At 69.7% G+C, this 26,530-nt stretch carries 25 protein-coding genes and 1 pseudogene; 7 read left to right on the forward strand and 19 right to left on the reverse strand.

All coding sequences use genetic code 11. The features are described 5' to 3' along the window. Positions 1–138 precede the first annotated feature (138 nt). Positions 139–723 (forward strand): putative glycolipid-binding domain-containing protein, encoded by a 585-nt coding sequence (locus QZM15_RS01005; protein ID WP_302105592.1) that lies wholly within the window; start codon positions 139–141, stop codon positions 721–723. Between the two features lie 4 nt (positions 724–727). Here QZM15_RS01005 and QZM15_RS01010 read toward each other — a convergent pair whose 3' ends face one another. Both QZM15_RS01010 and QZM15_RS01015 read right to left on the reverse strand, forming a co-directional pair. Beyond that, complete coding sequence (locus QZM15_RS01010; protein WP_059639232.1) at positions 728–1,720, reverse strand: sulfonate ABC transporter substrate-binding protein; 993 nt, start codon at positions 1,718–1,720, stop codon at positions 728–730. 214 nt (positions 1,721–1,934) lie between these two features. Then, positions 1,935–2,342: a DUF427 domain-containing protein gene (locus tag QZM15_RS01015; protein WP_226231598.1), complete on the reverse strand. Its 408-nt coding sequence runs from the start codon at positions 2,340–2,342 to the stop codon at positions 1,935–1,937. 348 nt (positions 2,343–2,690) lie between these two features. Between QZM15_RS01015 and QZM15_RS01020 the strand changes: the two genes are divergently transcribed. Then, positions 2,691–4,352 carry an ABC transporter substrate-binding protein gene (locus tag QZM15_RS01020; protein WP_226094062.1) on the forward strand — a complete coding sequence of 554 codons (1,662 nt, stop codon included), beginning with the start codon at positions 2,691–2,693 and terminating at the stop codon, positions 4,350–4,352. 44 nt (positions 4,353–4,396) lie between these two features. Here the strand turns inward: QZM15_RS01020 and QZM15_RS01025 are convergent, their stop codons facing one another. From QZM15_RS01025 to QZM15_RS01055, 7 genes and pseudogenes are all read right to left on the reverse strand, one after another. Further along, a complete protein-coding gene (locus QZM15_RS01025) occupies positions 4,397–5,344 on the reverse strand; it encodes a TauD/TfdA family dioxygenase (protein WP_060311168.1) in 948 nt (315 codons plus the stop codon). A gap of 171 nt (positions 5,345–5,515) precedes the next feature. Further along, on the reverse strand, positions 5,516–6,469 hold the full coding sequence (locus QZM15_RS01030; RefSeq protein WP_099317290.1) for a TauD/TfdA family dioxygenase: 954 nt from the start codon (positions 6,467–6,469) through the stop codon (positions 5,516–5,518). A gap of 148 nt (positions 6,470–6,617) precedes the next feature. Next, complete coding sequence (locus tag QZM15_RS01035) at positions 6,618–7,463, reverse strand: ABC transporter ATP-binding protein (RefSeq protein WP_089465514.1); 846 nt, start codon at positions 7,461–7,463, stop codon at positions 6,618–6,620. A 40-nt stretch (positions 7,464–7,503) separates the two neighbouring features. Further along, the gene (locus tag QZM15_RS01040) at positions 7,504–8,337 is read right to left on the reverse strand and encodes an ABC transporter permease (protein ID WP_302105593.1); all 834 of its coding nucleotides are present in this window, start codon (positions 8,335–8,337) and stop codon (positions 7,504–7,506) included. 35 nt (positions 8,338–8,372) lie between these two features. Then, complete coding sequence (locus tag QZM15_RS01045; protein WP_060009457.1) at positions 8,373–9,215, reverse strand: ABC transporter permease; 843 nt, start codon at positions 9,213–9,215, stop codon at positions 8,373–8,375. A gap of 14 nt (positions 9,216–9,229) precedes the next feature. Next, the gene (locus tag QZM15_RS01050) at positions 9,230–10,297 is read right to left on the reverse strand and encodes an ABC transporter substrate-binding protein (RefSeq protein ID WP_059582549.1); all 1,068 of its coding nucleotides are present in this window, start codon (positions 10,295–10,297) and stop codon (positions 9,230–9,232) included. Between the two features lie 103 nt (positions 10,298–10,400). After that, positions 10,401–10,961, reverse strand: a pseudogene (locus tag QZM15_RS01055) (hypothetical protein); the annotation flags it as partial. Positions 10,962–11,088: 127 nt separating this feature from the next. Here QZM15_RS01055 and QZM15_RS01060 point away from each other — a divergent pair. Next, the gene (locus QZM15_RS01060; protein ID WP_302105594.1) at positions 11,089–11,463 is read left to right on the forward strand and encodes a phage protein NinX family protein; all 375 of its coding nucleotides are present in this window, start codon (positions 11,089–11,091) and stop codon (positions 11,461–11,463) included. A 28-nt stretch (positions 11,464–11,491) separates the two neighbouring features. On the opposite strand, the gene QZM15_RS01065 is transcribed toward QZM15_RS01060, so the two are convergent. Together QZM15_RS01065 and QZM15_RS01070 are read right to left on the reverse strand one after the other, a co-directional pair. Continuing rightward, positions 11,492–12,478 carry an ABC transporter substrate-binding protein gene (locus QZM15_RS01065; protein WP_302105595.1) on the reverse strand — a complete coding sequence of 329 codons (987 nt, stop codon included), beginning with the start codon at positions 12,476–12,478 and terminating at the stop codon, positions 11,492–11,494. 167 nt (positions 12,479–12,645) lie between these two features. Next, on the reverse strand, positions 12,646–13,524 hold the full coding sequence (locus QZM15_RS01070) for a LysR family transcriptional regulator (RefSeq protein WP_302105596.1): 879 nt from the start codon (positions 13,522–13,524) through the stop codon (positions 12,646–12,648). A 100-nt stretch (positions 13,525–13,624) separates the two neighbouring features. Between QZM15_RS01070 and QZM15_RS01075 the strand changes: the two genes are divergently transcribed. Then, positions 13,625–15,196 carry an MFS transporter gene (locus QZM15_RS01075; RefSeq protein WP_302105597.1) on the forward strand — a complete coding sequence of 524 codons (1,572 nt, stop codon included), beginning with the start codon at positions 13,625–13,627 and terminating at the stop codon, positions 15,194–15,196. 122 nt (positions 15,197–15,318) lie between these two features. Here QZM15_RS01075 and QZM15_RS01080 read toward each other — a convergent pair whose 3' ends face one another. The 4 genes from QZM15_RS01080 to QZM15_RS01095 all read right to left on the reverse strand — a co-directional run bounded on the left by QZM15_RS01080 (position 15,319) and on the right by QZM15_RS01095 (position 19,519). After that, a complete protein-coding gene (locus tag QZM15_RS01080; RefSeq protein WP_124859301.1) occupies positions 15,319–15,750 on the reverse strand; it encodes a DUF1090 family protein in 432 nt (143 codons plus the stop codon). 229 nt (positions 15,751–15,979) lie between these two features. Then, on the reverse strand, positions 15,980–17,155 hold the full coding sequence (locus QZM15_RS01085; protein ID WP_302105598.1) for a LysR family transcriptional regulator: 1,176 nt from the start codon (positions 17,153–17,155) through the stop codon (positions 15,980–15,982). Between the two features lie 61 nt (positions 17,156–17,216). Beyond that, a complete protein-coding gene (locus tag QZM15_RS01090) occupies positions 17,217–17,945 on the reverse strand; it encodes an aspartate/glutamate racemase family protein (protein WP_059582532.1) in 729 nt (242 codons plus the stop codon). A gap of 23 nt (positions 17,946–17,968) precedes the next feature. Continuing rightward, the gene (locus QZM15_RS01095; protein ID WP_302105599.1) at positions 17,969–19,519 is read right to left on the reverse strand and encodes an NCS1 family nucleobase:cation symporter-1; all 1,551 of its coding nucleotides are present in this window, start codon (positions 19,517–19,519) and stop codon (positions 17,969–17,971) included. Positions 19,520–19,752: 233 nt separating this feature from the next. Here QZM15_RS01095 and QZM15_RS01100 point away from each other — a divergent pair, with 233 nt between their 5' ends. After that, the gene (locus QZM15_RS01100; protein WP_302105600.1) at positions 19,753–20,016 is read left to right on the forward strand and encodes a hypothetical protein; all 264 of its coding nucleotides are present in this window, start codon (positions 19,753–19,755) and stop codon (positions 20,014–20,016) included. 200 nt (positions 20,017–20,216) lie between these two features. Beyond that, on the forward strand, positions 20,217–20,768 hold the full coding sequence (locus tag QZM15_RS01105; protein ID WP_059582527.1) for a DUF3005 domain-containing protein: 552 nt from the start codon (positions 20,217–20,219) through the stop codon (positions 20,766–20,768). A gap of 113 nt (positions 20,769–20,881) precedes the next feature. On the opposite strand, the gene QZM15_RS01110 is transcribed toward QZM15_RS01105, so the two are convergent. After that, positions 20,882–21,643 (reverse strand): DUF4397 domain-containing protein, encoded by a 762-nt coding sequence (locus QZM15_RS01110; protein ID WP_059582525.1) that lies wholly within the window; start codon positions 21,641–21,643, stop codon positions 20,882–20,884. A gap of 527 nt (positions 21,644–22,170) precedes the next feature. Here QZM15_RS01110 and QZM15_RS01115 point away from each other — a divergent pair. After that, positions 22,171–22,503, forward strand: coding sequence for a hypothetical protein (locus QZM15_RS01115; RefSeq protein WP_060311159.1), 333 nt, complete (start codon positions 22,171–22,173; stop codon positions 22,501–22,503). 116 nt (positions 22,504–22,619) lie between these two features. Here QZM15_RS01115 and mmsB read toward each other — a convergent pair whose 3' ends face one another. The 3 genes from mmsB to QZM15_RS01130 all read right to left on the reverse strand — a co-directional run bounded on the left by mmsB (position 22,620) and on the right by QZM15_RS01130 (position 26,495). Further along, positions 22,620–23,510, reverse strand: coding sequence for a 3-hydroxyisobutyrate dehydrogenase (gene mmsB, locus QZM15_RS01120; protein ID WP_302105601.1), 891 nt, complete (start codon positions 23,508–23,510; stop codon positions 22,620–22,622). A 17-nt stretch (positions 23,511–23,527) separates the two neighbouring features. Beyond that, positions 23,528–25,054, reverse strand: a complete 1,527-nt coding sequence (locus QZM15_RS01125) for a CoA-acylating methylmalonate-semialdehyde dehydrogenase (RefSeq protein WP_059639251.1) — start codon at positions 25,052–25,054, stop codon at positions 23,528–23,530. A 121-nt stretch (positions 25,055–25,175) separates the two neighbouring features. Further along, positions 25,176–26,495: an MFS transporter gene (locus QZM15_RS01130; protein WP_059582515.1), complete on the reverse strand. Its 1,320-nt coding sequence runs from the start codon at positions 26,493–26,495 to the stop codon at positions 25,176–25,178. Between the last annotated feature and the right edge of the window lie 35 nt (positions 26,496–26,530).

The raw sequence follows: 26,530 nt of genomic DNA on the forward strand, positions 1-26,530 counted from the left end.
GGCGGAGGGCCGACGGTGTGCGTCGGGCCGATACTCATTATCGGCCGGGGCGCTCATGGTGCCGACGAAGCCGCGTGCGTTCGTCCGCGCCGTGAGCGAAAATCGGCTTCGTTCCGCGCGACCGACAGGAGACCCGGCATGACGCAACGCAACGAAGCCCCACGGACGCATTGCGTCGCATGGCAGATCGTGCAGACGTGGCAGGCGGCCGAATGGTGCCGGCTCGACGAGTCGCAAACGGGCATCGCGCTGGCGGGGACGGTGGCGGGCGCGATCGACGGCACGCCGTTTCGCATCGATTACGCGATCGCATGCGGGACCGACTGGCTCACGCGTTCGGCGCGCGTGACGCGGTGGACCGGCACGGCGCCGCCACGGCAATGGGACATCGCGTGCGATGCGGGGCGGTGGGCGATCGACGGCGTCGATGCGCCGGCGCTCGCGGGCGCGACCGACATCGATCTCGGCTTCAGTCCGTCGACCAATACGCTGCCGATCCGGCGGCTCGCGCTCGCCGTCGGCGAGTCGGCGGAGATTCGCACCGCGTGGCTGCGTTTTCCGGATGTCGACATCGTGCGCGGCGAGCAGCGCTATACGCGCACGGCGCCGCACGTGTATCGCTACGAGAGCGGCACGTATGCGGCCGATATCGCGATCGACGGCGCGGGCCTCGTCACCGACTACGACGAATGGCGGCGCATCGGCGCGGCGCCCGCGTCGTGACGCATCAGCGCGCGCTGGCGACCGACAGCTTGGCCGGAATCAGCTTCAGCGTGCTGAACGCGTCGGCGATGCTCTGCTGGTACGCGAGAGTCGCGTCGGTGATCGGCTGCACGCCGTAGCCGGCGCGCTTGAGCGCGACTTCGAGCGTCGGCGCGTCGAGGCCGACGAGCGGGGACAGTTGCGCGGCCACCTCGGGCACGTGATCGCGCGCCCAGCGGTCGACCGCGTCGACTTCGTCGAGCAGCGCACGCAGCACCTGCGGGTGCGCGGCCGCGTACTTGCGCGCGGCGAGGTAGTACTGCGTATTGCGCACGAGCGCGTCGCCGTTCGCGACCACGCGCGCGCCGAGCTGCCGTTCGGCGGCGGCCAGATACGGATCCCAGATCACCCACGCATCGACGCTGCGCTGCACGAACGCCGCGCGCGCGTCGGCCGGCGTCAGGTAGATCGGCTGGATGTCGGCATAGGTCAGGCCCGCGCGCTCGAGCGCCTTCACCAGCAGGTAGTGGACGTTCGAACCCTTGTTGAACGCGACCTTCTTGCCGCGCAGTTGCGCGACGGTTCGGATCGGCGAATCGGGCAGCACGACGATCGCCTCGCCCTGCGGCGCCGGCGGCTCGTTGCCGATGTAGACGAAATCGACGCCGGCCGCCTGCGCGAAGATCGGCGGTGTTTCGCCGACCGTGCCGACGTCGATCGCGCCGGCGTTCAACCCCTCGAGCAGTTGCGGGCCGGCCGGGAATTCGAGCCATTGCACGGCGACGCCCTGGCTCGCGAGACGCTTCTCGAGCGTGCCGCGCGCCTTGAGCACGACGAAGTTGCCGTATTTCTGGAAGCCGATGCGCAGCCGCGTGCCGCCGGCGTCGGCGCGTGCGGGCGCGGCCGCGAGCGGCCCGAGCGCGAGCCCGGCCAGCCCGGCGGCCGCGCCGTGCAGCCACTGGCGGCGGCGCGGGTTTGCCGGAGTCGATTCAAGGTCTGCGTGCGGTGTGTCGTTCATCGAGGCGTCCTGCTGGGGGGTTCACGGGCCGCGCGCGAAGGCGGCGCGGCCGGCGCAGGACCGGGCCGGATGCGGGCGACGCACGCAACGGGCCGGCCCGCGCCGGAGTCAGGACGATACGGCGCGGCGGGCCGGCGGCCAACCAACGAATCCGAATATGCAAATCAGCGGCCGGACGATACGTAACCGGTGACGCGGCAGCACGCCGCCGCGCTCACTCGGTGACGAGCAGGCGCTCCTCGATCGAATCGACGCGATCCGGATAGAACGCGAGGTGCCCGCGAATCGATTCGACGGCCGGATTCGGATGCTCGTACGTCCACACGGCGTTGATCGAGCGTTCGCCGCCGGCGGGGATCGAGTAGTACGCGCAATCGCCCTTGTACGGGCAGTAGGTCGCGTGGTCGGTGCGTTCGAGCAGCGACATGTCGGCATCCTCGCGCGGAATGTACAGCACCGCCGGATAGCTGGCCTCGCGCAGCACCAGCGCATGGCGCGTATCGGCGACGACCTTGTCGGCCACCTTCACGATCACGCGGGACGAATGCGGTTCGATCAGGATCGGGTGATCGGGGCCCGGCGACTTCACGGGACGAGAGGGCGTATCGGGGTTGATCGGCATCGGGTTCCTCCGGAAAGGGCGGCGCGCACGGACGCGCCGTGCCGGCATGTGCACGCCGGGCGGATACCCGCGCGCCGGCGCCGGCGTCGGCCAATCGATACGATGCACCCATTCCGGAGAACTTGCAGGGGGCCGGAAGGCCGTGCGGCGGTTTTCGATCGGGTGTCCGGGCGGCTCGCCGCAGCGGCGTTCGGCATGCATGCGGCGCTCGCATGGACTTTTCGATGCAGCGGCAGCGGGATGCATCCACGACGATAAGCAACGCGGAATTAATTGGTAAGCGATCGGCGGCAGGCGCGCGAAGATCGGCGGTCATCAATCGCATGACAGCCTTTTTTATCCGCCACCATGAAGAATCCTTTCGTTTCGTCAGCCGCGCGCCGCACGCGCGGCGTATCGCATGCCGGCGCCGCGCTCCGCTGCATCGCCGCGTCGTTGCTATTGGCGGGCGCCGCGACGCACGCGCTCGCGGCGCCCGCGGGCAAGACGCTCGTGTACTGCACCGAAGGCAGCCCGGCCGGCTTCGATCCCGGCCAGCACACGACGAGCACCGATTTCGATGCGAGCACGTACCCGGTCTACAACGGGCTCGTGCAGTTCAAGCGCGGCACGCTCGATCTCGTACCCGCGCTCGCGACGAGCTGGGACGTATCGCCCGACCAGCGCACGATCACGTTCCACCTGCGGCGCGGCGTGAAATTCCAGACCACCGCGTGGTTCAAGCCGACGCGGCCGTTTCAGGCCGACGACGTCGTGTTCACGTTCCGCCGGATGCTCGACCCGGACGATCCGTTCCGCAAGGCCTATCCGGTCAGCTTCCCGTATTTCAGCGATCTCGGCTTCGACCGCAACATCGAGCGCATCGAGAAGGTCGACGACTACACGGTGCGCTTCGTGCTGAAGTCGCCCGACGTCGTGTTCGTGCGCAATCTCGCGATGGCGTTCGCGTCGGTGCTGTCGGCCGAATATGCGGGGCAGCTCGCCGCGCGCCATCGCGAGTCGGACATCAACCAGTTCCCGGTCGGCACGGGGCCGTTCGTGCTGCGTACGTACCAGAAGGACGCGCTGATCCGCTACGACGCGAATCCCGACTACTGGAACCCGGACGACGTGAAGCTCGCGCGCCTCGTGTTCGCGATCACGCCCGACCCGGCCGCGCGCTTGCAGAAGCTCGTGGCCGGCGAGTGCCAGGTGTCGGCGTTTCCGCGGCCGGCCGATCTCGAGACGGTGCGGCGCGACCCGAAGCTGACGCTGTTTTCGGGGACGGGCTTCAACGTCGGCTTCGTTGCGTACAACACGCAGCATCCGCCGCTCGATCGCGTCGACGTGCGGCGCGCGCTCGACATCGCGATCGACAAGGCGGCGATCATCAAGACCGTGTTCAACGGCGACGCGACGATCGCGACGAACCCGATGCCGCCCGCGCAATGGTCGTACAACCCGCGCCTGAAGGACGCGCCGCGCGATCCGGCCGCCGCGAAGGCGCTGCTCGCGCAGGCCGGCTTTCCCAACGGCTTCGACCTGACGCTGTGGGCGATGCCCGTGCAGCGCCCGTACAACCCGAACGCGCAGTTGATGGCGCAACTGATCCAGCAGGATTGGGCGAGGATCGGCGTGCGCGCGAGGATCGTCAGCTACGAATGGGGCGAATACAACCGCCGCGCGAAGCACGACGGTCAGCACGACGCGATCCTGTACGGCTGGTCGGGCGACAACGGCGACCCCGACAACTGGCTCGGCACGCTGCTCGGCTGCGACGCCGTGCACGGCAGCAATCTCGCGAAGTGGTGCAACAAGGACTTCGAGCAACTCGTGACGGCGGCGCGCTCGAATGCCGATGTCGCGAAGCGCACGGCGCTGTACGAGCAGGCGCAGGTGGTGTTCAAGGACCAGGTGCCGTTCACGCCGATCGCGACGTCGATCGTGTCGCTGCCGATCTCCAGGCGCGTCCACGGGCTGACGTTCTCGCCGCTCGGCGGGCACCGGTTCGACGGTGTGTGGCTCGATTGACGGAAGGGGGGCCGGCGCGCCCGTGCGCACCGGCGTTCGCCGCGTCAGTCGAGCGCGACGGCCGCGGCCGTTTCGACCGGCGTGCCTTCGAGCGCGACCGACGGCCGGCCGTCGGGGCCGACCGGCACGTCGCCGACGAGCGTCGTGCGATATAGCTGGCGGTCGAAGTCGAGATCGAAGATGTCGACGGGCGCGAGATGCGCGGTCGCCCGGTTGTCCCAGAACGCGATGCTGCGCGGCTCCCACTTGAAGCGGATCGTGAATTCCGGCCGCGTCACGTGCTCCCACAGCAGTTCGAGCAGCGCCTGGCTCTCGCGCGGCGTCAGCCCGACGATCGATTTCAGGAAGCTCGGGCTCACGTACAGCGCGCGTTCGCCGGTTTCCGGATGCACGCGCACGAGCGGATGCTCGGTCACGAGTGGGCGGCGCTCGACCGCGTCGTCGAATGCGCCGGTCGCGCGCGCGCCTGGCGGCGGCGTGAAGCGATGGATGCCGCGCAGCGTGTCGACGAAGCCGCGCAGCGGCGCGGACAGCGTTTCGTAGGCGCGCACGAGGTTGGTCCAGTGCGTGTCGCCGCCGTACGGCGGGATCGTCACGCCGCGCAGGATCGATGCCCACGGCGGATTCACGGCGGCCGTCACGTCGGTGTGCCAGCCGGTCCAGGGCCGGCGCACCGGTTCGCCTTCGAAGCGCGTCGCCTTGCGATGCTTCGCGATCGAATAGACGGCCGGATGGCCGTCGACATGCCCGAACACCGGGTGCCCGACCGTCGGCTCGCCGAACTGCGCGGAGAACGCGACATGCTGCTCGTGCGTGAGAAATTGTTCGCGGAAGAAGACGACGCGCCATTTCAGCAGCGCGGCGCGGATCGCCGCGATCTGTGGCGTCGTCAACGGTTGCGTGAGGTCGACGCCGCGGATTTCCGCACCGATGTGGGCGGACAGCGGGATCACGTCGACCGGCTGGGCGGCGGGTTCGAGTAGGGCGCTCATGCGACGCTCCTGGCGGAAGTGAACGGGGAAGACGGACGACACCGTTGCGCGTGCAAGCGCCGGTCCGGTGGCGCGAGGTTCATGGCGGGTGTCCGGCAGGGAGTGGCGCGGCGGCGCGCGGGAAAAAGGGAAAGGAAACAGGCAAAAGGGCGCCGCCGCGGGACATGGACGTTATTGCAGCGTGGCGCCCGGCCCCTTCAGCAGGACGCTCCGGCGGCCGTCGATGCCGACCGGCACGTCGCCGTGAACGGTCGCACGGCGCACGACCCGGCGCGCATCGCCGTAGTCGTTGATCGCATAGTGCTGCGTCGCGCGATTGTCCCAGATCGCGACGTCGCCCTCCTGCCAGTTCCAGCGCACGGTGTTCTCGAGACGCGTCACGTGCTCGTGGAACACCTGCAGCAGGTGCGCGGAATCCTGCGCCGACAGCCCCTTGAGCCGCTGCACGAAGTGTCCGAGCACGAGCGTGCGCTCGCCGGTTTCCGGATGCACGCGCACGACCGGGTGCTCGGTTTCGTAGACGGTCGACGTAAACACTTCGCGGTAGCGCTTCAGTTGCGCATCGTCGGCGTGCACGTGCGTCGATGCATAGTCGTAGGCGTTCGTGTGCAGCGCCCACAGCGTGTCCGCGAGCGCGCGCAGCGAATCGGGCAGATGCGCGTACGCGGCGGCCGTGTTGGCCCATACGGTGTCGCCGCCGAACGGCGGGATCACGACCGCGCGCAGGATCGAGACCTTCGGGTACGCATCGACGAAGGTCACGTCGGTGTGCCACGAATTCGCGCGTGCGCCGTGCGCGGAATCGAGTTCGAGCAGCGCCGCGCTGCCGTCGACGGACGGCACGGTCGGGTGCGCGACCGTGTCGCCGAAGCGGCGGGCGAACGCTTCCTGCGCGGTGTCGTCGAGATGGTGCTGGCCGCGGAAGAACAGCACCTTGTGGCGCAGCAGCGCGGCGTGGATCGCGTCGAACGTCGCGTCGTCGAGCGTGGCCGACAGCCGCACGCCGGAAATTTCGGCGCCGATCCGGCCGGCGACCTGGCGAAGCTGAAGCGGGACGGCGGCCGTGCGCGGCGCGGCGTGCGAAGCAGGCGAAGGCGAGTGAGCGGCGTGCTGGACATCGGACATCGTGAGTCTCCTGGAGTCGGGTCGGTCGAGCCTCCATTCAAGCAGGCGCCGCGCGGATTCGGAACCGATGAATCGTCACAACCTTAGCGTGCGGGCTGCGATGAACGATATGTGTCGTCCTGCTGAGCAATGCAAACGCGTTGCATCGCTACCACGCGAGCCGCCATTCGCCGATCGGGTGCGCTCGCGCCGCGTCGATGCGCCTGCCGCCCGACGCGTCGTCGCCCGACGGGTCGCTGTCGTCGAAATCGGCGAGCACCGTGGCGCGCAAGCGCGCGAATGCCGGCGAATCGCGCCGGCGCGGGCGCGGCAGCGCGACGTCGACGATGCGCGCGATGCGGCCCGGACGCGGCGCCATCGTGACGACACGGTCGCCGAGATAGACGGCTTCGTCGACGTCATGCGTGACCAGCAGCATCGTGATGCGTTCCTGTTCCCAGATGCGCAGCAGTTCGTTCTGCATCTTCGCGCGCGTCTGCGCGTCGAGCGCGCCGAACGGCTCGTCGAGCAGCAGCACGCGCGGCCGGTTCACGAGACCGCGCGCGATCGCGACGCGCTGCGCCATCCCGCCCGACAACTGGTTCGGAAACGCGTGCTCGAAGCCGTTCAGCCCGACGAGGGCGATGTGTTCGGCGACCGCACGCCGTTTCGCGGCGGCGTCCAGCGGCGCGTTGCGCAGCGCGGCGCCGATGTTCTGTTCGACGGTCAGCCACGGAAACAACCGGTGATCCTGGAACACGATGCCGCGCTGTAGCGACGTGTCGCGCACGCGTTCACCGCCCGCGCGGATTTCGCCCGTGTAGTCGGTGTCGAGCCCGGCGACGAGCCGCAGCAGCGTGGACTTGCCGCAGCCGCTGGCGCCGACGATCGTGACGAATTCGCCGGCACGCACGTGCAGCGATACGTCGTCGAGCACGGCGAGCGCCGCGTCGCGTCGCGCGTAGTGCTTGCTTACATGGAGGATGTCGAGCGAATCGGAGGCGAGGGTCGTCATGGCGGTACGAAGAAGGGGGCGGAAAGGAGGCAAGAGGCGCTCAGCGCGCGAGGTCGCCGCGCCGGGCCAGCACCTTGCGCTCGATCGCTCGCGCGGTCGCGTTCAGCGCCCAGCCGGTCACGCCGACGACGATGATCCCGAACAGCACGAGATCCATCCGGAACTGCTCGCTGCCGTCGATCAGCGTGTTGCCGATCCCGCTGCCGGCGACGAGCAGATATTCGGCGCCGAGCGTCGCGAGCCACGAATAGATCAGGCCGAGATACAGGCCGGTGAAGATCGACGGCAGCGCGGCCGGCAGGATCACGTGGCGGATCAGCTGGAGCCGCGAGTAGCGCAGCGCGCGGGCGACGTCGACATACGCGCGCGGCACCGCGTGAATGCCGTCGCAGGTATGGGCGGCGACCGGCAGCAGCGCGGCGAGCGACAGGAACACGACCTTCGCGACGTCGCCGAGGCCGAACCACACGGAAATCAGCGGAATCCACGCGAACAGCGAGATCTGCTTGAACGTGTCGAAGCTCGGGCCGACCATCCGCGCGGCGATGCGCGACAGCCCGAGCACCGCGCCGAGCAGGAGGCCGCCCGTCGCGCCGATCGCGAACCCGCACGCTTCGCGCGCGAGCGACGCCGACAGCGCACGGCCGAGCGCGCCGCTTGCCGCCTGCGCCCACGCGGTGTGCAGCACGTCGGCCGGGCCGACGAGCAGCCCGCTTGTCACGAGATGCGCGGAAGCGATCGCCCACCAGAGCGCGAACGCCGCGAGCGGCAGCACGAAGCCGCGCCAGTCGGGCACACGCGGACGGCGGGCGGCCGCGGCGGATGTAGCGGTGGTAGCGGGCGGTGTGGCTGACGGCGCGGCGGCAGGCGGCACGGGCGATTCTCCTTCGGTTGGGCGGGCGGGCCCGTTCAGCCGCGAAACGCGGATGGCACGCCGCGGCGCAGGCGCGCTTCGAGTGCGTCGAGCGCCCGGTTGATCAGCAGGCCGACCGCGCCGACCACGACCACGGCCGCCATCACGAGATCGAGCTGGAACAATTGCCGCCCGTACACGATCAGGTAGCCGAGCCCTTCGGACGACGCGACGAGTTCGACCACGACGAGCGCGAGCCACGACTTCGTGAACGCGAGCCGCACGCCCGTCGCGAGCGTCGGGATCGCGGCCGGCAGCACGACGTGGACGATGCGTTGCCGGCGCGTGTAGCCGAACCCGCGCGCGACTTCGTCGAGGGCGGGCGGCGTCTGGCGAAACCCTTGCAGCGTGCTCAGCGTGACTGGGACGAGCGCCGCATGCGCGATCAGCAGGTACTTCAGCGGCTCGCCGACGCCGACGAGCAGCAGCAGGAACGGCAGCCAGCCGAGCACCGGGATCTGCACGAGCGCGTTGAAGCTCGGCAGCACGTAGGCTTCCAGCGTGCGCGACAGCCCGAGCGCGACGCCGATCGACACGCCGAGCAGCGTGCCGGCCGCGAAGCCGACGAGCACGCGTTGCAGGCTGATCAGCGTGTGGCGCACGAGATCGCCGTTCGACGCGAGCTCGGCCAGCGTGTCGACCACGCGTTCGGGCGGCGGCAGGATTTGCGGCGCGATCCAGCCGCGCGCGCTGCCCACGCTCCACAGCGCGAACAGCAGCGCGGGCAGCACCCACGGCGCGAGCCGCCACGCGAGCCGTTCCAGCGCGGCCGCGCGGCGCGGCGGCACGGCGAGCGTGCGCGACTCGGACGACGGGACGGGAAACGCGGTGTCGCTCATCGGGGTCGATCCGGTCAGGAGAGAGGCTTGCCGGCCGCGTCATAGCGCGGCCAGTAGTTTTCGAGCTTCAGCGTGCGCAAGGCATGGTCGAGATACTTCGGCTCGAACCAGCCGTCGACGTCGACCGGCTGGCGGATCAGCTTCAGGTTCAGCGCATCCTGCGCGACGGCCTTGTAGCGCGCGACGACGAACGGGTCGATCAGCGGGGACAGGCGGTCCTTCAGGCGCTGGTTCGCATAGTCGGCCTGCCACGACGTGTACGGCACGCCGCTCTTCGCCCACAGCTTGAACAGCGCATCGCGGTTCGCCTCGTCGGACGACCATTGCGCGCCCTTCACGAACGCGGTGACGACGCGCTGCACGATGTCCGGGTGCGCGCGTTCGAAATCGTCGAGTACGAGCAGGTGGGTCTGGCGCGTCAACTGCGGGCCGTCGTTCTGCGATTCGTAGATGATTTTCGCGAGGCCCGCGTCGCGCAGCTTGTAGAGCCCGTAATCGCCGACCGACGCGTCGATGCCCTTCGACGCGAGCGCGGCCAGCGAACTGGCGGCGTCGAGGTTGATCACGCGCAGGTCGCGTTCGCCGAGGCCGTTCTTCGCGAGCGCGTTGTCGGCGACGAGCTGCAGGTTGGTGCCGCGGAAGATCGACACGCGGCGGTCCTTCAGGTCCTTGATCGAGCGGATCGTGGAGTCGGGCGGCACCGCGATCTTGATGCCCGAGCGCACGCTCGCGGCGAGCAGCAGGCGCGTCTTGATCCCGTTCGAGCGCGCGAGCACGGCGGGCAGGTCGCCCTGGTATGCGAAGTCGAGCGCCTTGTTGGCGATCGCCTCGTTGACGGCCGGCCCCGCGCCCTTGAAGAACAGCCATTCGACCTTGATGCCGTCGGCGGCGAATTCCTTTTCGACGAGCTGCTGCAACTGCACCGTCGCGGCGCTCGATCCGCCGAACGTCGGTGGGTCGCCGGCGCCCTGCTGGGCGACGCCGATGCGGAGAATGGCGGGCTTGTCCGCGTGCGCGGCGGCGGCCGGCAACGCAACGAGAGACGCGATCAGCAGTGATCGCAGCAGGCGCAGTGGAAGCATGAATCGATGGATCCGGAACGTTGGGGAACGAGGCCGGGCCGCAGCCCGTCGGGTCATTCTCGATGACGCCCGGAGGCCGGACAAGCAACGATTTGAACTATGCTTATCGCCGCGCGGGGGATCGCGGGAGGGACCGAGCGCGCTGCAGCAGCACGAGCAGCGCGATCGACGTGATGGCGGGCCCGATCTGCGGCAGCATCATCGACGGATTCAGAAACTCGTACAGCGGCAGCGCCCACATCGCGGCGACGGCGCATTGCTCGCCGCGCCGCCAGCCATGCTGCGAGCCGATGGCGATCATGCAGGCGATCGGGATGCACAGCCACGACAGTTCGTAGTGCCAGACATACGGATTGGCGGCGAGCGTCGCGACGACCAGTACCGCGCCGCGCAACCGCGTGTCCCGGCTGCGGCGCCAGACCTGGCACGCCGCCGCGAGCGCGATCGCCGCGACGGCGGCCTGGCCGGCGAACGCGGCGGCGGGCGACAGGCCGGCGAGCCGAAACGCCGCGAATGGTGTGGGCGACGCAAACCAGAACGGCACGCCATGCTCGATGATCAGCGCGCGCAGCGCGCCGGCATTCCGCAGAAACAAGCGGAGCGGTTCCATGCCGCCCGCCGCGATGCCCAGTGCGGTGATCGCGATCGCCCATGCCGCGGCCCATATGTGCGGGTTTGCTCGGGGGGATTTCCGCGATGCTGCTCGTGCCGAGGGGCGTTGGCGTTCCGACCGGTCTGCATACGCGCGCAACCGTTAGCATGTTGCTGTCACGACGGTAACGGAGAGGGGCATGCAAGTCCAGGATCTGACAGGCGCGGCGCTGGATTACTGGGTCGCGATCGCGGAAGGCCATGATACGCCACGTGCCGACGCGTACGGATGCACGTCGGTTCGCACGGCGGGCGGCGTGCCGGCGCCGTTCGCGCCGTCGTCGTCCTGGGCGGACGGCGGCCCGATCGTCGAGCGGCGGCCGTTCGCCGCGTTCGAGCGCGATGGCGGGCGGGGCGCGTGGCGCGCCGTGTTGCATCGGGCCGTGCCGGCCGCGGGCGAGCGCTGCACGTTCAACCAGTCGGGGCCGACGTTGCTGATCGCCGCGATGCGCACGGTCGTCGCGTCGACGTTCGGCGACGACGTGCCCGACCTCGATATGGCGCGCCCGCGCTGACTGCGCGTCGCGCCCCGCGCGGCGCCACTCAGGCCGACACGTTCCGGATGGCGATCGACGCGACGTCGACGCGGCGCGGCAGGATCGCGTCCGCCGCCGCGCGATCGGCGACGCGCTGCAGCACGTCGATGTCGGCGCCGCTGAGGCTGCGCTGCGCGAGCGCGGCCCGGCGCGCGATATCGGTGGCGGCGTCGGGCGGCAGGCGCGTGAGCGACGCATAGACGCTCGCGTAGTCGGCCGGGTGCGCGAGCGCCCATTGCCCCGCCCGGGCGAGCCGCGCGAGCACGTCCGCGAGCGCCGCGCGCTTGCCGCGATCGTCGAGCGTTTCGACTGGCGACGTGAGGAACGCGAGCCCCGAGTTGATGCCGCTGCCGTCGCGGACGATGCGCGCGCCGCGTCGCACCGCATGCCCGTAGTACGGATCGAACGTGGCCCAGATGCCGATTCGCTTCGCCTCGAACGCGGCGAACGCGTCGACCGGCAGGACGAAACGCACCTCGACGTCGCGCGGCGCGAGCCCATGTTCGCGCAGCGCGCCGTACAACTGGTATTGCGAGATGCTGCCGCGCGCCGACGATACGACGACGGTTTGCCCTTTCAGGTCGGCCACGGTGCGAACCGGCGAGTCCGGCTGCACGACGATGCCGAGCGACGTCGGCGAGCCGACGCGCGTCGCGACGATCCGCAGCGACGGATCGCCGAGCGCGGCCGTCAGGACGGGCAGGTCACCGGCCGGCGCGAGATCGATCGCGCCCGCGCGCTGCGCTTCGAACAGCGGCGCGGCGCCCTGGAAGTTGGCCCAGCGGAACCGGTACGGCGTGCCGTCGAGCACGCGCGCCGCTTCGGCCAGCGCGCGCAGGCCGCCGGCCTGGTCGCCGAGGACGAGCGTGACGCCCGACAGGTCGGCGCCGGCCGCGCGGGCCGGCAGTGCGAGGCCGCCCGCGAGCGGCGCGGTGGCGAGGGCGGCAAGGCGCTGCAGCGCGCGGCGGCGCGCTGTGGCGAAAGAGTGGGTCATCGGCGGCGTGTCCTCGGTGATCCGCGCGCGGACGGCGCGGCTGCCGGGCAGGTTACGGAATCGGTTTCCGGCCGACAAACATCGAATCGTGAAATGCATATTCGTGCGGAGGGCGGCCGGTTTGGCCGGTGCGGCGGCGCTCGACCCGGCGCCCGAGCCCGCACGTCTTACGCGGCCGGCCGAATCGTCCGCAGGAATGCCCGCACGGCCGGCGCTTTTTCGAACCGCCGGTGCGCGAGCGCGAGCGCCGACATGATCGGCTTGCCGGCGATCGGCCGGTACACGACGCCCGGCAGCGACACGCAACCGGCAAGTGCATCGGGGATCACCGCGACCCAGCCGTTCACCGACACGCACGCGAGTACCGCGAGCAGGCCGCCCGGCCGCGCGGCGACGACCGGCTCGAAGCGGCCGCGGCGCGCGACTTCGAGCGTGCCGAGCGCCTGTTCGGGCACCGCGAAGCGCGCGTCGGCGAGGTCCGCCGCGCGCACGGTCGCCATCGCCGCATAACGCGAATCGGCCGGCACGGCCGCGACGAACACGTCGCGCTGCAGCGTGACGATCCGCAGGCCGCCGGGCAGCGCCAGCGGCGGGCGCACGTACGCGAGGTCGAGCCGGCCCGTGTCGAGCTGGTTCGCGACGTCGTCCATCGGCACCTCGCGCAGGTTGAGTTCGATGCGCGGGTGCGCGGCGCGGAACGCGCCGACGGTGCGCTGCAGCGTGCCCGAATAGACGGCCGACGACACGTAGCCGATCTCGATCCGGCCGAGTTCGCCGCGTTCGGCCAGCGCGGCGAGTTCGCGGCCTCGCTGCAGGTGCTCGGCCGCGGCCCTCGCTTCCGCGAGATACGCCTCGCCGGCCGCGCTCAGCGTGACCGCGCGGCGCGACCGGTGAAAGAGCCGCACGCCGAGCGCGCGCTCGGCTTCCTGGATCTGCCGCGTGAGCGCGGGCGGCGCCATGTCGAGCGCCTCGGCCGCGCGTGCGAAATGCAGGTGTTGCGCGACGCTCAGGAACGCGCGCAGATGACGGAATTCGAGCTGGCTCATGGTTGCAGTTTTCGTCAATGAAACAGCGTGGAAGTATCAATGACAGGCAATACCGGGCGAGCCTAGCATACGGCTCGTTCATCCTGTTCCGGAGTGGCCGATGTCTCAGTCTTCACCGGCGTCGCGCGCAAGCGCGGCCGCCGCCCCGCCCGCCGGCGCCCGTCTGCCTGCCGCCGCGACGCTCGCCGTCGCGTCCGCGACCTGTTCGCTGATCGTGCTCGATACGAACGTGGTGGCCGTCTCGCTGCCGAGCATCGCGCGCGGCTTTCACGCGAGCTTCGCCGATATCGAGTGGGTCGTCAGCGCGTACATGACCGCGTTCGCCGCCTGCCTGCTGCCGGCCGGCGGGCTCGCCGACCGCTTCGGGCGCAAGCGGATGCTCTTCGCGGGGCTCGCGCTCTTCTTCATCGCGTCGCTGGGCTGCGGCGTCGCGCCCTCGGCAGGTTGGCTGATCGCCGCGCGTGCGGTGAAGGGCGGCGGCGCCGCGCTGCTGCTGACCGCGGCGCTCGCGGTGATCGCGAACCGTTTCCCGGACGGGCGCGAGCGCGCACGCGCGTGGGCGATCTGGGGCATGTGCATGGGGATCGCGACGGCCATCGCGCCGCTCGTCGGCGGCGCGATCACGCAATGGATCGGATGGCGCTGGGTGTTCCTGCTGAACTTGCCCGTCTGCCTGCTGCTGGCGGCCGGCGCGCGCGTCGCGATCGACGAATCGAACGATCCCCATGCGAAGCGCGTGGACGTGGCCGGCAGCCTGCTGTTCGGCGCGGCGCTCGCCTGCGCGATCGCGGCGCTGATCGGCGCGCCGTCGCACGGCTGGCTGTCCATCGCGACGCTGGGCCGGCTCGCGCTCGCGGCGGCGCTGCTGGCGGCGTTCGTCGGCGCGGAGCGCTGGCAGGCGCGGCCGATGATCGATCTCGCGCTGTTTCGCCAGCCGGGCTTCGTCGGCGCCGTGCTCGCGATGTTCGGTTACGCGGCGTGCGCGCAGGTGATGATGACGTTTCTGCCGCTGTACCTGCAAAACGCATTCGGGATGTCGGCGATCGATGCGGGGCTCGGGATGCTGCCGTTCGCGTTCGCGATGATCGCCGGCCCGTCGCTCGGCGCGGCGCTCGCCGCGCGCGTGTCGTCCGGCGGCGTGCTGGCTGGCGGGCTCGCGCTGATCGGCGCGGGCAACCTCGCGACCGCGGCGCTGACGACCGGCGGCGACTACCGGCTCGTCGCGCTCGGCATGTTCGCGACGGGGTGCGGCGCCGGCATCATGAACGGCGACACGCAGAAGGCGATCATGGCGTGCGTGCCGCCGAATCGCACGGGCATGGCGTCGGGCATCAGCACGACGACCCGCTTCTCGGCGATCGTCACGGCCGTGGGCGTGCTCGGCGCGGTGCTGGCGGCGAGTACGCATGCGCGGCTCGACGGGCTGCTGTCCGCGACGCCCGGCCTGCGCGCATTCGTCGACGCGCCGTTCATGTCGAGCCTGCTGGCCGGCGACCTCGCGCAGGCGCTGGGCCGCGTGCCGCCGTCGGCTGCCGGTGCGCTCGCACAGGCGGCGCCGGCCGCGTTCGCGAGCGGATTCGCCGATGCGCTGAAGGTAAGCGGCGTACTGGCGCTGGTTGCGGCCGTCGTTGCGTACAAGTTGCTTACGCAACCGATGCGCGAACCCGCGTGACGCGGACGCTTGCATGCGCAGCGCATCGTTCTGCTGTCGACGCTCGGGTCGATCGTCTCGCTGCCGGTGCGGCTCGCACTCACGCGGCGCCCGTGAGCCGGTGCGTCGTTTGACGCATCCCGTCAGCCTTTCAGTGCGTCGCGATCGACTTGCGCGTCGTGCAGCTTGCGCATGGCATCGCGCAGCTTGGCCTGCTTGTCGGCGAGCTTGCGTTGCGCGTTGTTCGACTTCTTCGCATCGCCGAGCGCTTCGGCTGCATGGGCTCGTGCCTGTGCGTCGCGCACCTCGTCCTGCGCGTGCTGCAGATCGCGCTGCTTGTCGGCGACCTTGCGCTCGGCGCGCGCGAGCTGGCCGGCGTCCGTGCAATTGGCCTTGATCTGTTCGAGCGCGGCCTGCTGGCGCATCGCCTGGTGCGTGTTGCCGAATCGCGTCGCGTTGTCGATCTGCGTCTGCAATGCACGAATGCGTGTCGCGCAATCTTGCGTATCGGCGAAGGCGCCGGTGCTCGCGAGCAGTGCGGCGGGAATGGCCAGGATAACGAGCGTTTTCTTCATGGTGGGGTTCTCGACAGGATAGCGGCCGGGTGAATCAGCAATGCGGTACGGTCGCGGCGATGTTTCGAGAACGCATTCTGACGATTCGGTACCGGGCGCGTAAATAGGACTAGTCTGACTTGAGTCCGAATAGGGAATCGCACGGACCATCCGCGCGTGCACGCGTTGAGCAGCGAATCGTTGCAGGCGCGGGCGGCGGAAGGGGAACGCCGCGTGACGCCTGCGCCGGTCAGTGCGGTTTCGTCGCGAGGCGATGGATGCGTGCCGCTTGCGCGACGCGCGCCGGGTGGGACGCGTGACCATGCGCGGCCGGTGTGCGGCGCGGGCGACGGGTGGGCTCCGAGGAATCGGCGACGTTCGGTGCGGTTTTCACGGTATCCGCATCGATACCCAAAGCGGCGATCGCGGCGACGGCCGGCAGCATCGCGTCGGCGTCGAGCCATGCGCGCGTCGCTTCCGCGATCAGCCCGCGCAGCCACCGCACGCCTTCCACACACGATCCCGATTCGTTCCACGTCATCCGGTACACGATGTCCGGCGGTTCCGCCGGCAGCGCGACCGCGGCGAGCGGCAGCAGCTTCGCGTAGTGCCGCGCGAGCCGGTACGTGGTGGTGAGGATCAGGTCGGCGCGCACGAGCGCATGCGCGGCGAGCTCGAAGTGCGGGAGCGTGACGACGATGCGCCGTTGCAGGCCCACGCGTTCGAGCTGCCGGTCGATCGCGCCGGACGCTTCGAGCCACGACGGCGTCGGGCACAGCTGCGGCGCCGCCGCGAACCCGGCAGCCGTCATCGCGCCGCGCCGCGCGAGCGGATGCGTCGCGCGCATCAGGCACACGACGCGGTCGTCGAACAGGTCGTCCTGACGGAAGCGCGACCGGCGCGCGGGCCGGTTGTCGATCACGACGTCGAGCTCGCCGTCGGCCAGCGCGCGCTCGTCGTCGAACCCGTCGCCGAGCGGATGAAACACCAGTTGCGCGTTCGGCGCACGCTCGCGAAACAGCGCGACGAGTTTCGGCACGAACAGCACGTTCAGGTAGTCGGGGCAGCCGATCCGGTAGGTGCGCACCGACGTGCGCGCGTCGAACGTCGGCTGCTGGATGCGGATGAAATCGATCACGCGCAGCGCGTTGCGCAACGGCTCGATCAGTCGCGCGCCGAACTCCGTCGGCACCATCCCGTAGCGGCTGCGCACGAGCAGCGGATCGCCGAGCAGCGTGCGTAGGCGCTTGAGCGCGGCGCTCGTCGCCGGCTGCGACATGTTCAGGCGCACGGCCGCACGCGATACGGTACGCTCGGTCAGCAGCACGAGCAGGATGCGCATCAGCCGCGCATCGAGCACGTCGAGCGCGCCCGAGTCGTCGGACGCGTCGCGGGGCGGTGCGGCCGGATCTAGCGGATCGCGCATGTCGATACGCGTCCCGGCGAGGCGAGGCGGCCGCGCGACGCGGCGGCCGGCCGGCGGCCCGTCATTTCGCGAAGGTGCCCGGCCAGCCGACGATCCGCTTCGGGCGCGGCGGCGCGTAGGTGCGGACCTTCGACGTCTTCAGCTTCAGGCGCACCAGCGACTCGGCGAGCGCGACCGCGGCCGATACGCCGTCGACGACCGGCACGCCCGTGCATTCCTCGATCTGCCGGTCGAGGCCGGCCATCCCGCCGCAGCCGAGGCAGATCACTTCCGCATGATCGTCCCGCACCGCGCGCTGCGCCTCGTCGACGATCGACTCGATCGCGCGCGCCGGGTTCTCCTCGAGTTCCAGCACCGCGAGACCGCTTGCACGCACCGACGCGCAACGCGCATCGAGCCCGGCGAGCTTCAAGCGATCCTCGATCAGCGGCACCGTGCGGTCGAGCGTCGTGACGACCGAGTAGCGATGGCCGAGCAGCATCGCGACGCTCGCGGCCGCTTCGGTGATGTCGACGACGGGCGCCGTCAGCAATTCCTGCAGCCCTTCGCGGCCGTGTTCGCCGTAGCCGGCCTGGATCACCGCATCGTACGGTTCGTCGTAGCTCATCACGCGATCCATCACGGCGATCGCCGCGAGGTAGCTCTCGAAGTTGCCTTCGACCGACTCCGCGCCGAAGCGCGGCGTGAGCCCGACGATCTCCGTGCCGGGCGACGCGGCGGCCTGCGCCTGCGCGGCGATCGCGTCGGTGATCGACTCGGTCGTGTTGACGTTGACTACCAGGATCCTCATCCGTGACTCCGTATGCGTGTGTATCAGTGTCGCGCGCAGGCAACCGCGATGTGTTCGCCCGAGCGCGCTTCGTAGTGCCGCTTGCGATCGGCCAGCAGCCAGTACACGCTGCCCGCGATCGCCGCGCCGAGCAGCCACGAGAACGGCGTCATCGCGCTGAAGGCCGGTACGACGGCGAGCGTGATCGAGATCAGCGCGGACGGCACGAGCGCCGCGAGCGCGTTGCGGTTAACGCCGCGCGTGTAGAAGTAGGCGCCGGTCGGCGCTTCGGAATAGAGATCGGGCACGTTCACGCGCTGCTTGCGCACGAGCCAGTAGTCGACCGTGATGATCCCGTACAGCGGGCCGAGCAGCGCACCGAGGCCGGACAGGAAATAGACGATCACGATCGGGCTGTTGTACAGGTTCCACGGCAGGATCAGCACGGCGATCGTCGCGCTGATGAGGCCCGCGCGGCGAAACGACAGGCGGTGCGGCGCGAGGCTCGTCAGCACGAAGGCCGGCGCGACGAAGTTCGCCATGATGTTCACGGCCACCGTCACGATCAGGAACGCGAGGCAGCCGAGCACGAGGAACAGCTTGTTCGGCACCGTCGCGATGATTTCCGTCGGGCTGTGGATGACGTGGCCGTTCAGCTTGAACTGTGCGCCGGCAAGCACGAAGCTGATCGTCGCGAACACGAGGATGTTGACCGGCAGGCCCCAGAAGTTGCCGACGCGCACCGTCTTCGCGCTCGGCGACGAACGGGTGAAATCGCAGAAATTGAGCACCAGCGTGCCGTAGATCGCGAGCCACAGCGCGCCGCCCGCGAAGATTTCCGTCCACATCTTCAGGCCGGTCATCGGCTTGCCGATCGACATCGCGAGGTGGCCGCCGGTGCGGCTGAACATCCACGCGGCGAGCGACAGCGTCGTGACGAGGATCACCGGGCCGGCGAGCCCCTCGTACTTGCGGACCATCTCCATCCCGTACGTGAGGATGCCGATCTGCACGAGCCAGATCGCGACGAACGTGATCCAGCCGAGCGTCGACAGCCCGAAGACCGCATTCCGGTCGAACGCGGCAAGGCCCGGCCAGATGGCGGTAAGCAGCACGCGCAGCACGACCGACGCGAGATAGGTCTGGATGCCGAACCATGCGATCGCGATCACCGCGCGAATCATCGCGGGCAGCATCGCCCCGTAGATGCCGAAGCTCATCCGGCTGATCACCGGGAACGGCACGCCGGTTTTCTGGCCCATGTAGCCGGTGAGATTCATGAAGCAGTACACGAGCACCGCGCCGATCGCGAGCGACGCGAGCATCTGCCAGCCCGACAGGCCGAGCGCGAACAGCCCGATCGCGAACGAGTAGTTCGCGATGTTGTGCACGTCGTTGGTCCAGAGCGCGAAGATGCTGTAGCGGCCCCACGTCCGGCCTTCGGCCCGGGTCGGCGCGAGATCGGGGTTGTGCAGCCGCGGGCTCGGCGCGGGCTCGCGCGCGGCCGTATCGTGTCGATGCGATGCGTCGTCCGCGCCGAGCCCGATGCTCGCGCGGTGGATGGCTTCCAGTTGCACGCCGTTGTCTCCTTCCATGTGCGGGGCGCGAAACCGGCCGCGTATGCACGCGGCGCGGGCCCGGCCGCCGTGGACGTTATGTCTCGGATTTGTTCGCGAGTATGGGCGGCAGGTGCGGCGATGGGAAATTAAATATTCGGCTGGGCGGCATTCGAAAAACAAATGGAACGCGCCCGGCCGCGCCGCCCGGCGCGCGGCACGCAAATTGCGGGTCAACGGGTTCCCTTCACATCGACATCAGCGGAGGTGTCATGCAGCGATATTCATTTCGTCACGTATCGCGAGCCGTCTTCGCCGGCATCCTGATCGCGGGCCTCGCGGCAGGCGCCGGCTGCCAGAAGAAGAGCGACAACGCCGACTCGGGCGCATCGAGCGGCATGTCGGCCGCGCCTTCCACCGCGCCTTCAACCGCGCCGTCGGGCATGCCCAGCAGCGGGGCGGCCGGCAGCGGCGATACCGGCGCGAGCCTGCCGGGCGCGGCTTCGGCGCCGGCCGGCGCGAGCGGCGGCGGTTGACCCGCGTTCAGGCGGCAGGCGGGCGGCGCGCGAGCGTGTCGCCCACTTCCCGGCCGCCGCAGTGCCCGGCGGCAGGTGCGCCAGACGGACGGCGCGCGCGCAGTGGTGCGCATGAAAGATTTGCAAGGACCGTTGTAGCGATTTCCGGCCTGGCGGCGACGGCGTGACGCCGGCGTGCGTCGGCCGGCCAAGGAGGTGCGATGCAGAACGCGGAATCGAACCCTACCCCCGAAAAGCAGCGGGAACAGATCGAGAAGAGCCCGGTGAAGACGCCGGCCGCCGGCGACATGCCCGACGCGGCGACCCAGGCCGAGCAGGTCGCGCGGCGTCCGCTGACGCCGGAGGCGGTCGCCGGCAAGATGCCGACCGGCCTGCCGGAGATCGACGTCGATGCGCATGCGGTCGACAGCGGCGATCCGGTGCGCCGGGCCGCCGGCCGGATCGTCACGCTCGACAACGCGAACATGGCGATGACCGACAACACGGTCGACGTCGACGGCAAGGGCATGGAGGCGCGCACCGGCGCGTCCGAACTGCAGGACAACGTGATCTATTCGAACGCGTCGCTCGACGAAGCGGTCGCTACGCCCGACGAAGGGCTGGGCGGGATCGAGAGCCGTCCGTCCGGCAACCTGCCGCAGATCGCGACGCGGCCGGGCTGGCGCGTGCGCCATGTCGGCGACGTGGATATCGCGCACGGCGACGGCACGCGTGCCGAGCACGTGATCTGCCTCGAGCGGGTGGACGACTGATAGCCGGCACTGATGTCGGCGTTTGATCCCGCGACGTTTGATCCCGGTATACGACACGCGGCGGCCGATGCAATCGCACCGGCCGCCGCGACCGTTTTCGGACCCTTGCCGCGTTACTGCGGCCCCAGCTCCTGCGCGGACGTATCGGCGTCGTTGCCCTGCGCGACCAGCACGTGGATGTCGTTCGGCGTCACGTCGCCGATGCCGCCGGACGGAATCGTCAGAAGCAGCCAGTCGGCGTTGTTGCCGATGTTGACCGGCGCGGTCTTGAGGATCGGCGACTTGCTGCCGGCCGTCGTCACGACCACCTGGTAGGTGCCGCCGTTCAGGTAGACCGAATCCTGCGTCGTTGCCGGCACGGCATTCTGGTAGGCGGCGCCCGCCATCGTCGGGCTGACCGTCGTGATGTCGGTGCCCGGCGCCACGACGTACACGTCGACGTTCTGCGCATTCGGCGACGCGTTGAAGCTGCGCACGCGCGCCTTGTCGGACAGCAGCCCCTTGTCGTACGGATCGTCGATGACGGAGATCAGCGACGTCGTACTCGGCAGCGCGATCGTCGTGTAATGGTGACCGTTCGCCGCGCTGAACGACTGGGACGCGATGGTCGTCGTCGTGCCCGATACGTCATAGCTCGCGGTCTGATTGCCCGAATCGATGTCGTGATAGCGCGTCACGCCCTTGTAGGCGACGCCCGCCTGGTCGACCTTCGCATTCAGGTAGTAGTCGAGGTTCGGGCCGGCCGGCACCGCGTTGATGAAGCGCGCCTGCGGCTTCGAGATGCCGAGTACGGTCCCGGCGTCGTCGCCGCCGCCGCATGCCGTGAGCATGGAAATGACCGAGCACAGGGCCACTATCGTTCGTATTGATTTCATGTCGTCCTCTCGTTCAGGAAACCTGTATTGCGATGCCGGACCGCCGCGTGAACGATCGCGCGGGGCGCAGCGCCGGTTGGAAGGAAGTTGACTGTCCGCCGGAGGCGGGCGCGAGGATGACGCAATCGACGTGCCTGCGGGAAGACCGGGCGCGACGGACGCAGGCGGGCGCGCACTGGCCGGGATGGCGGCGCAAGGCGCGGGCGCGAACCGCGTGAGTGGCGCGGTTGTAAAAAGGGCGTGGCGCGTGCGGTCGCTAACCGTGTGGCATAGGCAAGCGCCAGTGCGCAGCCGAACCCCATGCCCGCGGGCGGCCCGCCGCATCCCGCGTGGCCAGCGCGCCGGGCGAAATGACCTGCCGCACGAAAACGATGGCCGGCGACGGCTGTAATTCTTGCCGGGTTCGACCATCGTTTAACCATTCGAAACAATGTGTTCACCGAAAGGGGCATGATCTCCGGCGATCGAGCAGGCATACTGTCGCCTATGTTGCTCAATGCGCGCCGAACGGCGTGCGCTTGCCCTCCATGTCCATTCCAGTCTCTTTTCGAACCGTGCGATGGTTGACCATTGCGGCTACTGCGTGCTTGCTCGCCGCGTGTTCGACCGCTTCCGACGTGACCACGACGTCGAACCCGAACGTATTCACCGTGACGACGCGCACGCTCGGCGTGTCGACGACATGGGCCGACGCCCACGCGAAGGCCGTCAGCGAAGCCACCAACTACTGCTCGCAGCGCGGGATGCGCGCGAGCGTGAAGCAGGAATCGCTGACCGGCGGCCGCCGCGTCGACGCGCGCTCCGAACTCGCGTTCGAGTGCCATCCGACCTTCGAGACGGCGTCTAACCCGCGCGGTTGACCGGCCGGCGGCATGACTGCGCCGCCCGCGTTTTCCTTCCCCCGCATGGCAAACCGACCCGCGATGCCGTACCGGCACGTCGCGGGCCGGCGCACGTCCGGCGTCGGCCGGGCGGGTCAGGCCGGCTGCGCCTCGTACAGCTTCACGCACGCGGAGAAGTCGAGCGTGCCGAGCCCCTGCTGGCTCATCGACTGATAGAGCTGCTGCGCGAGCGCGCCCATCCACACCGGCTGATGCGCGCCGCGTGCGGCTTCCGTCGCGAGCCCGAGATCCTTCAGCATCAGGTTCGCCGCGAAGCCGCCCGCATAGCCGCGCGCGGCCGGCGCCGCGTCGCTCACGCCGGGGTACGGGTTGTAAGTGTCCGAACTCCAGCAGCGGCCGGTCGACATGTTGATGATGTCGGCCAGCACGGCCGGATCGATGCCGAGCGCGGCGCCGAGCGCCATCGCTTCCGCCACGCCCATCATCGAGATGCCGAGCAGCAGGTTGTTGCAGATCTTCGCGATCTGTCCGGTGCCGGTGCCGCCGCAGTGCACGACGTTCCTGCCCATGTCGAGCAGCACCGGGCGGATGCGCTCGAACAGCGGGCCGTCCGCGCCGACCATGAAGGTCAGCGTGCCGGCCTGCGCGCCGCCGGTGCCGCCCGACACGGGCGCGTCGGCGAGCGGGAGGTCGCGCCGCGCGGCGGCGTCGGCCACCGCGCGCACGGTGCCGGGGTCGATCGTGCTGCAGTCGACCAGCGTCGCGCCGGCGCGGGCGCCGGCCAGTACGCCGTCGTCGCCGAGGTAGACGGCGCGCACGTGCTGCGCGGCCGGCAGCATCGTGATGATCAACGCGCCGCGCGCGGCGGCGTCACGCGGCGACGCCGCCGCCGTCGCGCCCGCGCGCACCGCGGCGCCGACCGCGTTCGCATCGAGGTCGAACACCGTCAGCGCGTGGCCGGCCTTGAGCAGGTTGGCGGCCATCGGGCCGCCCATGTTGCCGAGTCCGATGAAGGCGATTTCCATGTCCGGGCTCCGTCGGGTCAGCGCAGCGCGATCGTCGTGTTCACGCCGCCGGCCGTCGCGTCGTCGTCGAACCAGCGCGCGGTGACCGTCTTGGTCTGCGTATAGAACTGCACGACCTGCTTGCCGTACGGGCCGAGATCGCCGAGCTTCGAGCCGCGCGAGCCGGTGAAGCTGAAGTAGGGCACCGGCACCGGAATCGGGATGTTGATGCCGACCTGGCCGACGTCGATTTCGCTCTGGAACTTGCGCGCGGCCGCGCCGCTCTGCGTGAACAGGCCCACGCCGTTGCCCATCGGGTTGCGGTTGACGAGCGCGATCGCCTCGTCGAGCGTGTCTGCTTCCATCACGACCACCACCGGCCCGAAGATTTCCTCCTTGTAGATCGACATGTCGGTCGTCACGCCCGAGAAGATCGTCGGGCCGACGAAATTGCCGTGCTCGTAGCCGGGCACCTTCACGTCGCGGCCGTCGAGCAGCAGCGTCGCGCCTTCGTTCACGCCGGCGTCGATCAGCGACAGGATGCGTGCCTTCGCCGCCTTCGACACAACCGGACCGACGTCGGTGCCGGCTTCGGCGCCCGCGTTGACCTTCAACGCCTTCGCCTTTTCGACGAGATCGGGCAGCCAGTCGCGCGCCTGGCCGACGAGCACGACGACCGACGTCGCCATGCAGCGCTGGCCGGCCGCGCCGAAGCCCGCGCCGACGAGCGCGTTGATCGACTGCTCGCGATGCGCGTCGGGCAGCACGACCGCGTGATTCTTCGCGCCCATCATCGACTGCACGCGCTTGCCGTGCTGGCTGCCGAGGTTGTATACATGCGTGCCGACGCGCGTCGAGCCGACGAACGAGATCGCCTTGATGTCCGGGTGCGTGCACAGGCGGTCGACCACCGTCTTGCCGCCGTGCACGACGTTCAGCACGCCTTGCGGCACGCCGGCCTCGATCGCGAGTTCGACGAGCTGCATCGTCGACAGTGGGTCCTGCTCGGACGGCTTCAGCACGAACGTGTTGCCGCACACGATCGCCATCGGGAACATCCACAGCGGGATCATGCCGGGGAAGTTGAACGGCGTGATGCCCGCGCACACGCCGATCGGCTGGCGCAGCGTGTAGGTATCGACGCCGCCCGCGACGTTCTCCGCGAATTCGCCTTGCTGCAGCGTGCCGATCGAGCACGCGTGCTCGACCACTTCGAGGCCGCGGAAGATGTCGCCCTGCGCGTCGGGCAGCGTCTTGCCTTGTTCGGCCGTCAGCGTGTGCGCGATCCGTTCGAGATTGCGGCGCACGAGATCCTGGAACTTCAGCATGATGCGCAGCCGCGCGCCGATCGGCGTCGTCTTCCAGGTCTGGAACGCGCGCTGCGCGGACGCGATCGCGGCATCGACCTCGTCGAGCGTCGCGTACGGCACGCGGCCGATCACTTCCTGCGTCGCGGGGTTGACGATGTCGCCCCATTCGGCGCTTTGCGAATCGACGAACGCGCCGTCGATCAGCAGCTTGGCGGTGGGCAGGGCGAGGGTGGTCTGGGGGACTGCGGCGTTCATGGCATGCTCCGGGGAAACGGTGTGACGATGAAAAAGGGGCTGCGTCCGCCGCGCGCGCAGGCACGGCGGGCGGCAGGTCGAACTGAAATCGAATGAATGCGGGCGCTGCGAGCCGGTCGGCTTACGTCCGCGCCGGACGCATCAGCGCGGTACAAGCAAGCGCGAACACGCCGAAGCCGACGAGATACGCGATCACGTAGTGCGGCTGGCCGCCGCCGGCCTTGAGCAGCGACGTCGCGATCATCGGCGCGAAGCCGCCGCCGATCACGCCGGCGAGCTGCACCGACAGCGAGATGCCGCTGTAGCGGATTTCCGCGGGAAACTGCTGCGCGAACAGCAGCGATTCCGGCGCATAGAGAATCGGGAACACGACGCCGAGGCCGAGCACGATCGCCCACCACGCGGTCGACGTCTGCTGCGTGCCGAGCATCATGAAGAACGGCGCGGCGAACGCGCACATCAGCACGAGGCCGATCGCGAACATCCGGCGCTGGCCGATGCGGTCGCTCAGATGCCCGCACAGCGGCATCGTCACGAGCGACAGCGCGGCGCCTGCCGTGATCGCGTGCAGCATCTCGGCCTTCGGCAGATGCAGCTGCTGCGTCGCGTAAGCGAGCGCGAACGTGACGACCATGTAGAACCACGTGTTCTCGGCGGCGCGCGCGCCGACGATCGTCAGCACTTCGCGCGGATGGCGGCGCAGCGCGGCCGTCACCGGCGATTTCTCGGCCTTGCCCTGGCGCTGCATCTTCTCGAAGTCGGGCGACTCGGGCACCTTCGCGCGGATGAACCAGCCGAGGCCGACGAGCGCGATGCTCGCGAGGAACGGCACGCGCCAGCCCCACGACAGCATGTCGGCTTCCGGCAACGCGGCCACCGCGGCCATCGCCACCGACGACAGGATCAGGCCGAGCCCGACGCCCGTCTGCGGCAGGCTGCCGAACAGCCCCTTGCGGCCTTGGGGCGCGTGCTCGACGGCCATCAGCACCGCGCCGCCCCATTCGCCGCCCACGGCCATCCCCTGCAGGAAGCGCATCGCGATCAGCAGCGCGGCGGCCCAGTAGCCGATGCTGTCGTACGACGGGATCAGCCCGATGATCATGCTCGGCACGCCCATCAGCAGCAGCGTGATCATCAGCATCGACTTGCGGCCGATGCGGTCGCCGAAGTGGCCGAACACGATGCCGCCCATCGGTCGCCCGATGAAGCCGACCGCGAACGTGCCGAACGCGGCGAGCGTGCCGACGACCGGGTCCAGCGACGGGAAGAAGATGCGGTTGAACACGAGCGCGGCGGCCGTGCCGTACAGGAAGAAGTCGTACCACTCGATCGTGGTGCCCGCCATGCTGGCCCAGCCGGCCAGCAGGTGGTGCTTCGCGGTGCGCTCGGGCGCCGGCGTCGCGATGGTCGCATGCTCATCGAGGGTGGATCGGGTCTGCATGGTGTCTCCGGTTTTATTGCCCGCGGCTCATGGTC

The sequence above is a fragment of the Burkholderia sp. AU44665 genome (genome assembly GCF_030504405.1).
GTDB classification, from domain to species: domain Bacteria; phylum Pseudomonadota; class Gammaproteobacteria; order Burkholderiales; family Burkholderiaceae; genus Burkholderia; species Burkholderia semiarida.

What these genes read in the sequence shown, in the direction of transcription:
- QZM15_RS01015 (WP_226231598.1), bottom strand. Translation starts at nt 2,342, where the DNA reads ATGCCGATCAACCCCGATACGCCCTCTCGTCCCGTGAAGTCGCCGGGC.
- mmsB (WP_302105601.1), bottom strand. Translation starts at nt 23,510, where the DNA reads ATGGAAATCGCCTTCATCGGACTCGGCAACATGGGCGGCCCGATGGCC.
- QZM15_RS01010 (WP_059639232.1), bottom strand. Translation starts at nt 1,720, where the DNA reads ATGAACGACACACCGCACGCAGACCTTGAATCGACTCCGGCAAACCCG.
- QZM15_RS01025 (WP_060311168.1), bottom strand. Translation starts at nt 5,344, where the DNA reads ATGAGCGCCCTACTCGAACCCGCCGCCCAGCCGGTCGACGTGATCCCG.
- QZM15_RS01060 (WP_302105594.1), top strand. Translation starts at nt 11,089, where the DNA reads ATGCAAGTCCAGGATCTGACAGGCGCGGCGCTGGATTACTGGGTCGCG.
- QZM15_RS01115 (WP_060311159.1), top strand. Translation starts at nt 22,171, where the DNA reads ATGTCCATTCCAGTCTCTTTTCGAACCGTGCGATGGTTGACCATTGCG.
- QZM15_RS01070 (WP_302105596.1), bottom strand. Translation starts at nt 13,524, where the DNA reads ATGAGCCAGCTCGAATTCCGTCATCTGCGCGCGTTCCTGAGCGTCGCG.
- QZM15_RS01050 (WP_059582549.1), bottom strand. Translation starts at nt 10,297, where the DNA reads ATGCTTCCACTGCGCCTGCTGCGATCACTGCTGATCGCGTCTCTCGTT.
- QZM15_RS01130 (WP_059582515.1), bottom strand. Translation starts at nt 26,495, where the DNA reads ATGCAGACCCGATCCACCCTCGATGAGCATGCGACCATCGCGACGCCG.
- QZM15_RS01030 (WP_099317290.1), bottom strand. Translation starts at nt 6,469, where the DNA reads ATGTCCGATGTCCAGCACGCCGCTCACTCGCCTTCGCCTGCTTCGCAC.
- QZM15_RS01090 (WP_059582532.1), bottom strand. Translation starts at nt 17,945, where the DNA reads ATGAGGATCCTGGTAGTCAACGTCAACACGACCGAGTCGATCACCGAC.
- QZM15_RS01105 (WP_059582527.1), top strand. Translation starts at nt 20,217, where the DNA reads ATGCAGAACGCGGAATCGAACCCTACCCCCGAAAAGCAGCGGGAACAG.
- QZM15_RS01035 (WP_089465514.1), bottom strand. Translation starts at nt 7,463, where the DNA reads ATGACGACCCTCGCCTCCGATTCGCTCGACATCCTCCATGTAAGCAAG.
- QZM15_RS01065 (WP_302105595.1), bottom strand. Translation starts at nt 12,478, where the DNA reads ATGACCCACTCTTTCGCCACAGCGCGCCGCCGCGCGCTGCAGCGCCTT.
- QZM15_RS01110 (WP_059582525.1), bottom strand. Translation starts at nt 21,643, where the DNA reads ATGAAATCAATACGAACGATAGTGGCCCTGTGCTCGGTCATTTCCATG.
- QZM15_RS01020 (WP_226094062.1), top strand. Translation starts at nt 2,691, where the DNA reads ATGAAGAATCCTTTCGTTTCGTCAGCCGCGCGCCGCACGCGCGGCGTA.
- QZM15_RS01045 (WP_060009457.1), bottom strand. Translation starts at nt 9,215, where the DNA reads ATGAGCGACACCGCGTTTCCCGTCCCGTCGTCCGAGTCGCGCACGCTC.
- QZM15_RS01005 (WP_302105592.1), top strand. Translation starts at nt 139, where the DNA reads ATGACGCAACGCAACGAAGCCCCACGGACGCATTGCGTCGCATGGCAG.
- QZM15_RS01095 (WP_302105599.1), bottom strand. Translation starts at nt 19,519, where the DNA reads ATGGAAGGAGACAACGGCGTGCAACTGGAAGCCATCCACCGCGCGAGC.
- QZM15_RS01100 (WP_302105600.1), top strand. Translation starts at nt 19,753, where the DNA reads ATGCAGCGATATTCATTTCGTCACGTATCGCGAGCCGTCTTCGCCGGC.
- QZM15_RS01125 (WP_059639251.1), bottom strand. Translation starts at nt 25,054, where the DNA reads ATGAACGCCGCAGTCCCCCAGACCACCCTCGCCCTGCCCACCGCCAAG.
- QZM15_RS01085 (WP_302105598.1), bottom strand. Translation starts at nt 17,155, where the DNA reads ATGCGCGATCCGCTAGATCCGGCCGCACCGCCCCGCGACGCGTCCGAC.
- QZM15_RS01080 (WP_124859301.1), bottom strand. Translation starts at nt 15,750, where the DNA reads ATGAAGAAAACGCTCGTTATCCTGGCCATTCCCGCCGCACTGCTCGCG.
- QZM15_RS01075 (WP_302105597.1), top strand. Translation starts at nt 13,625, where the DNA reads ATGTCTCAGTCTTCACCGGCGTCGCGCGCAAGCGCGGCCGCCGCCCCG.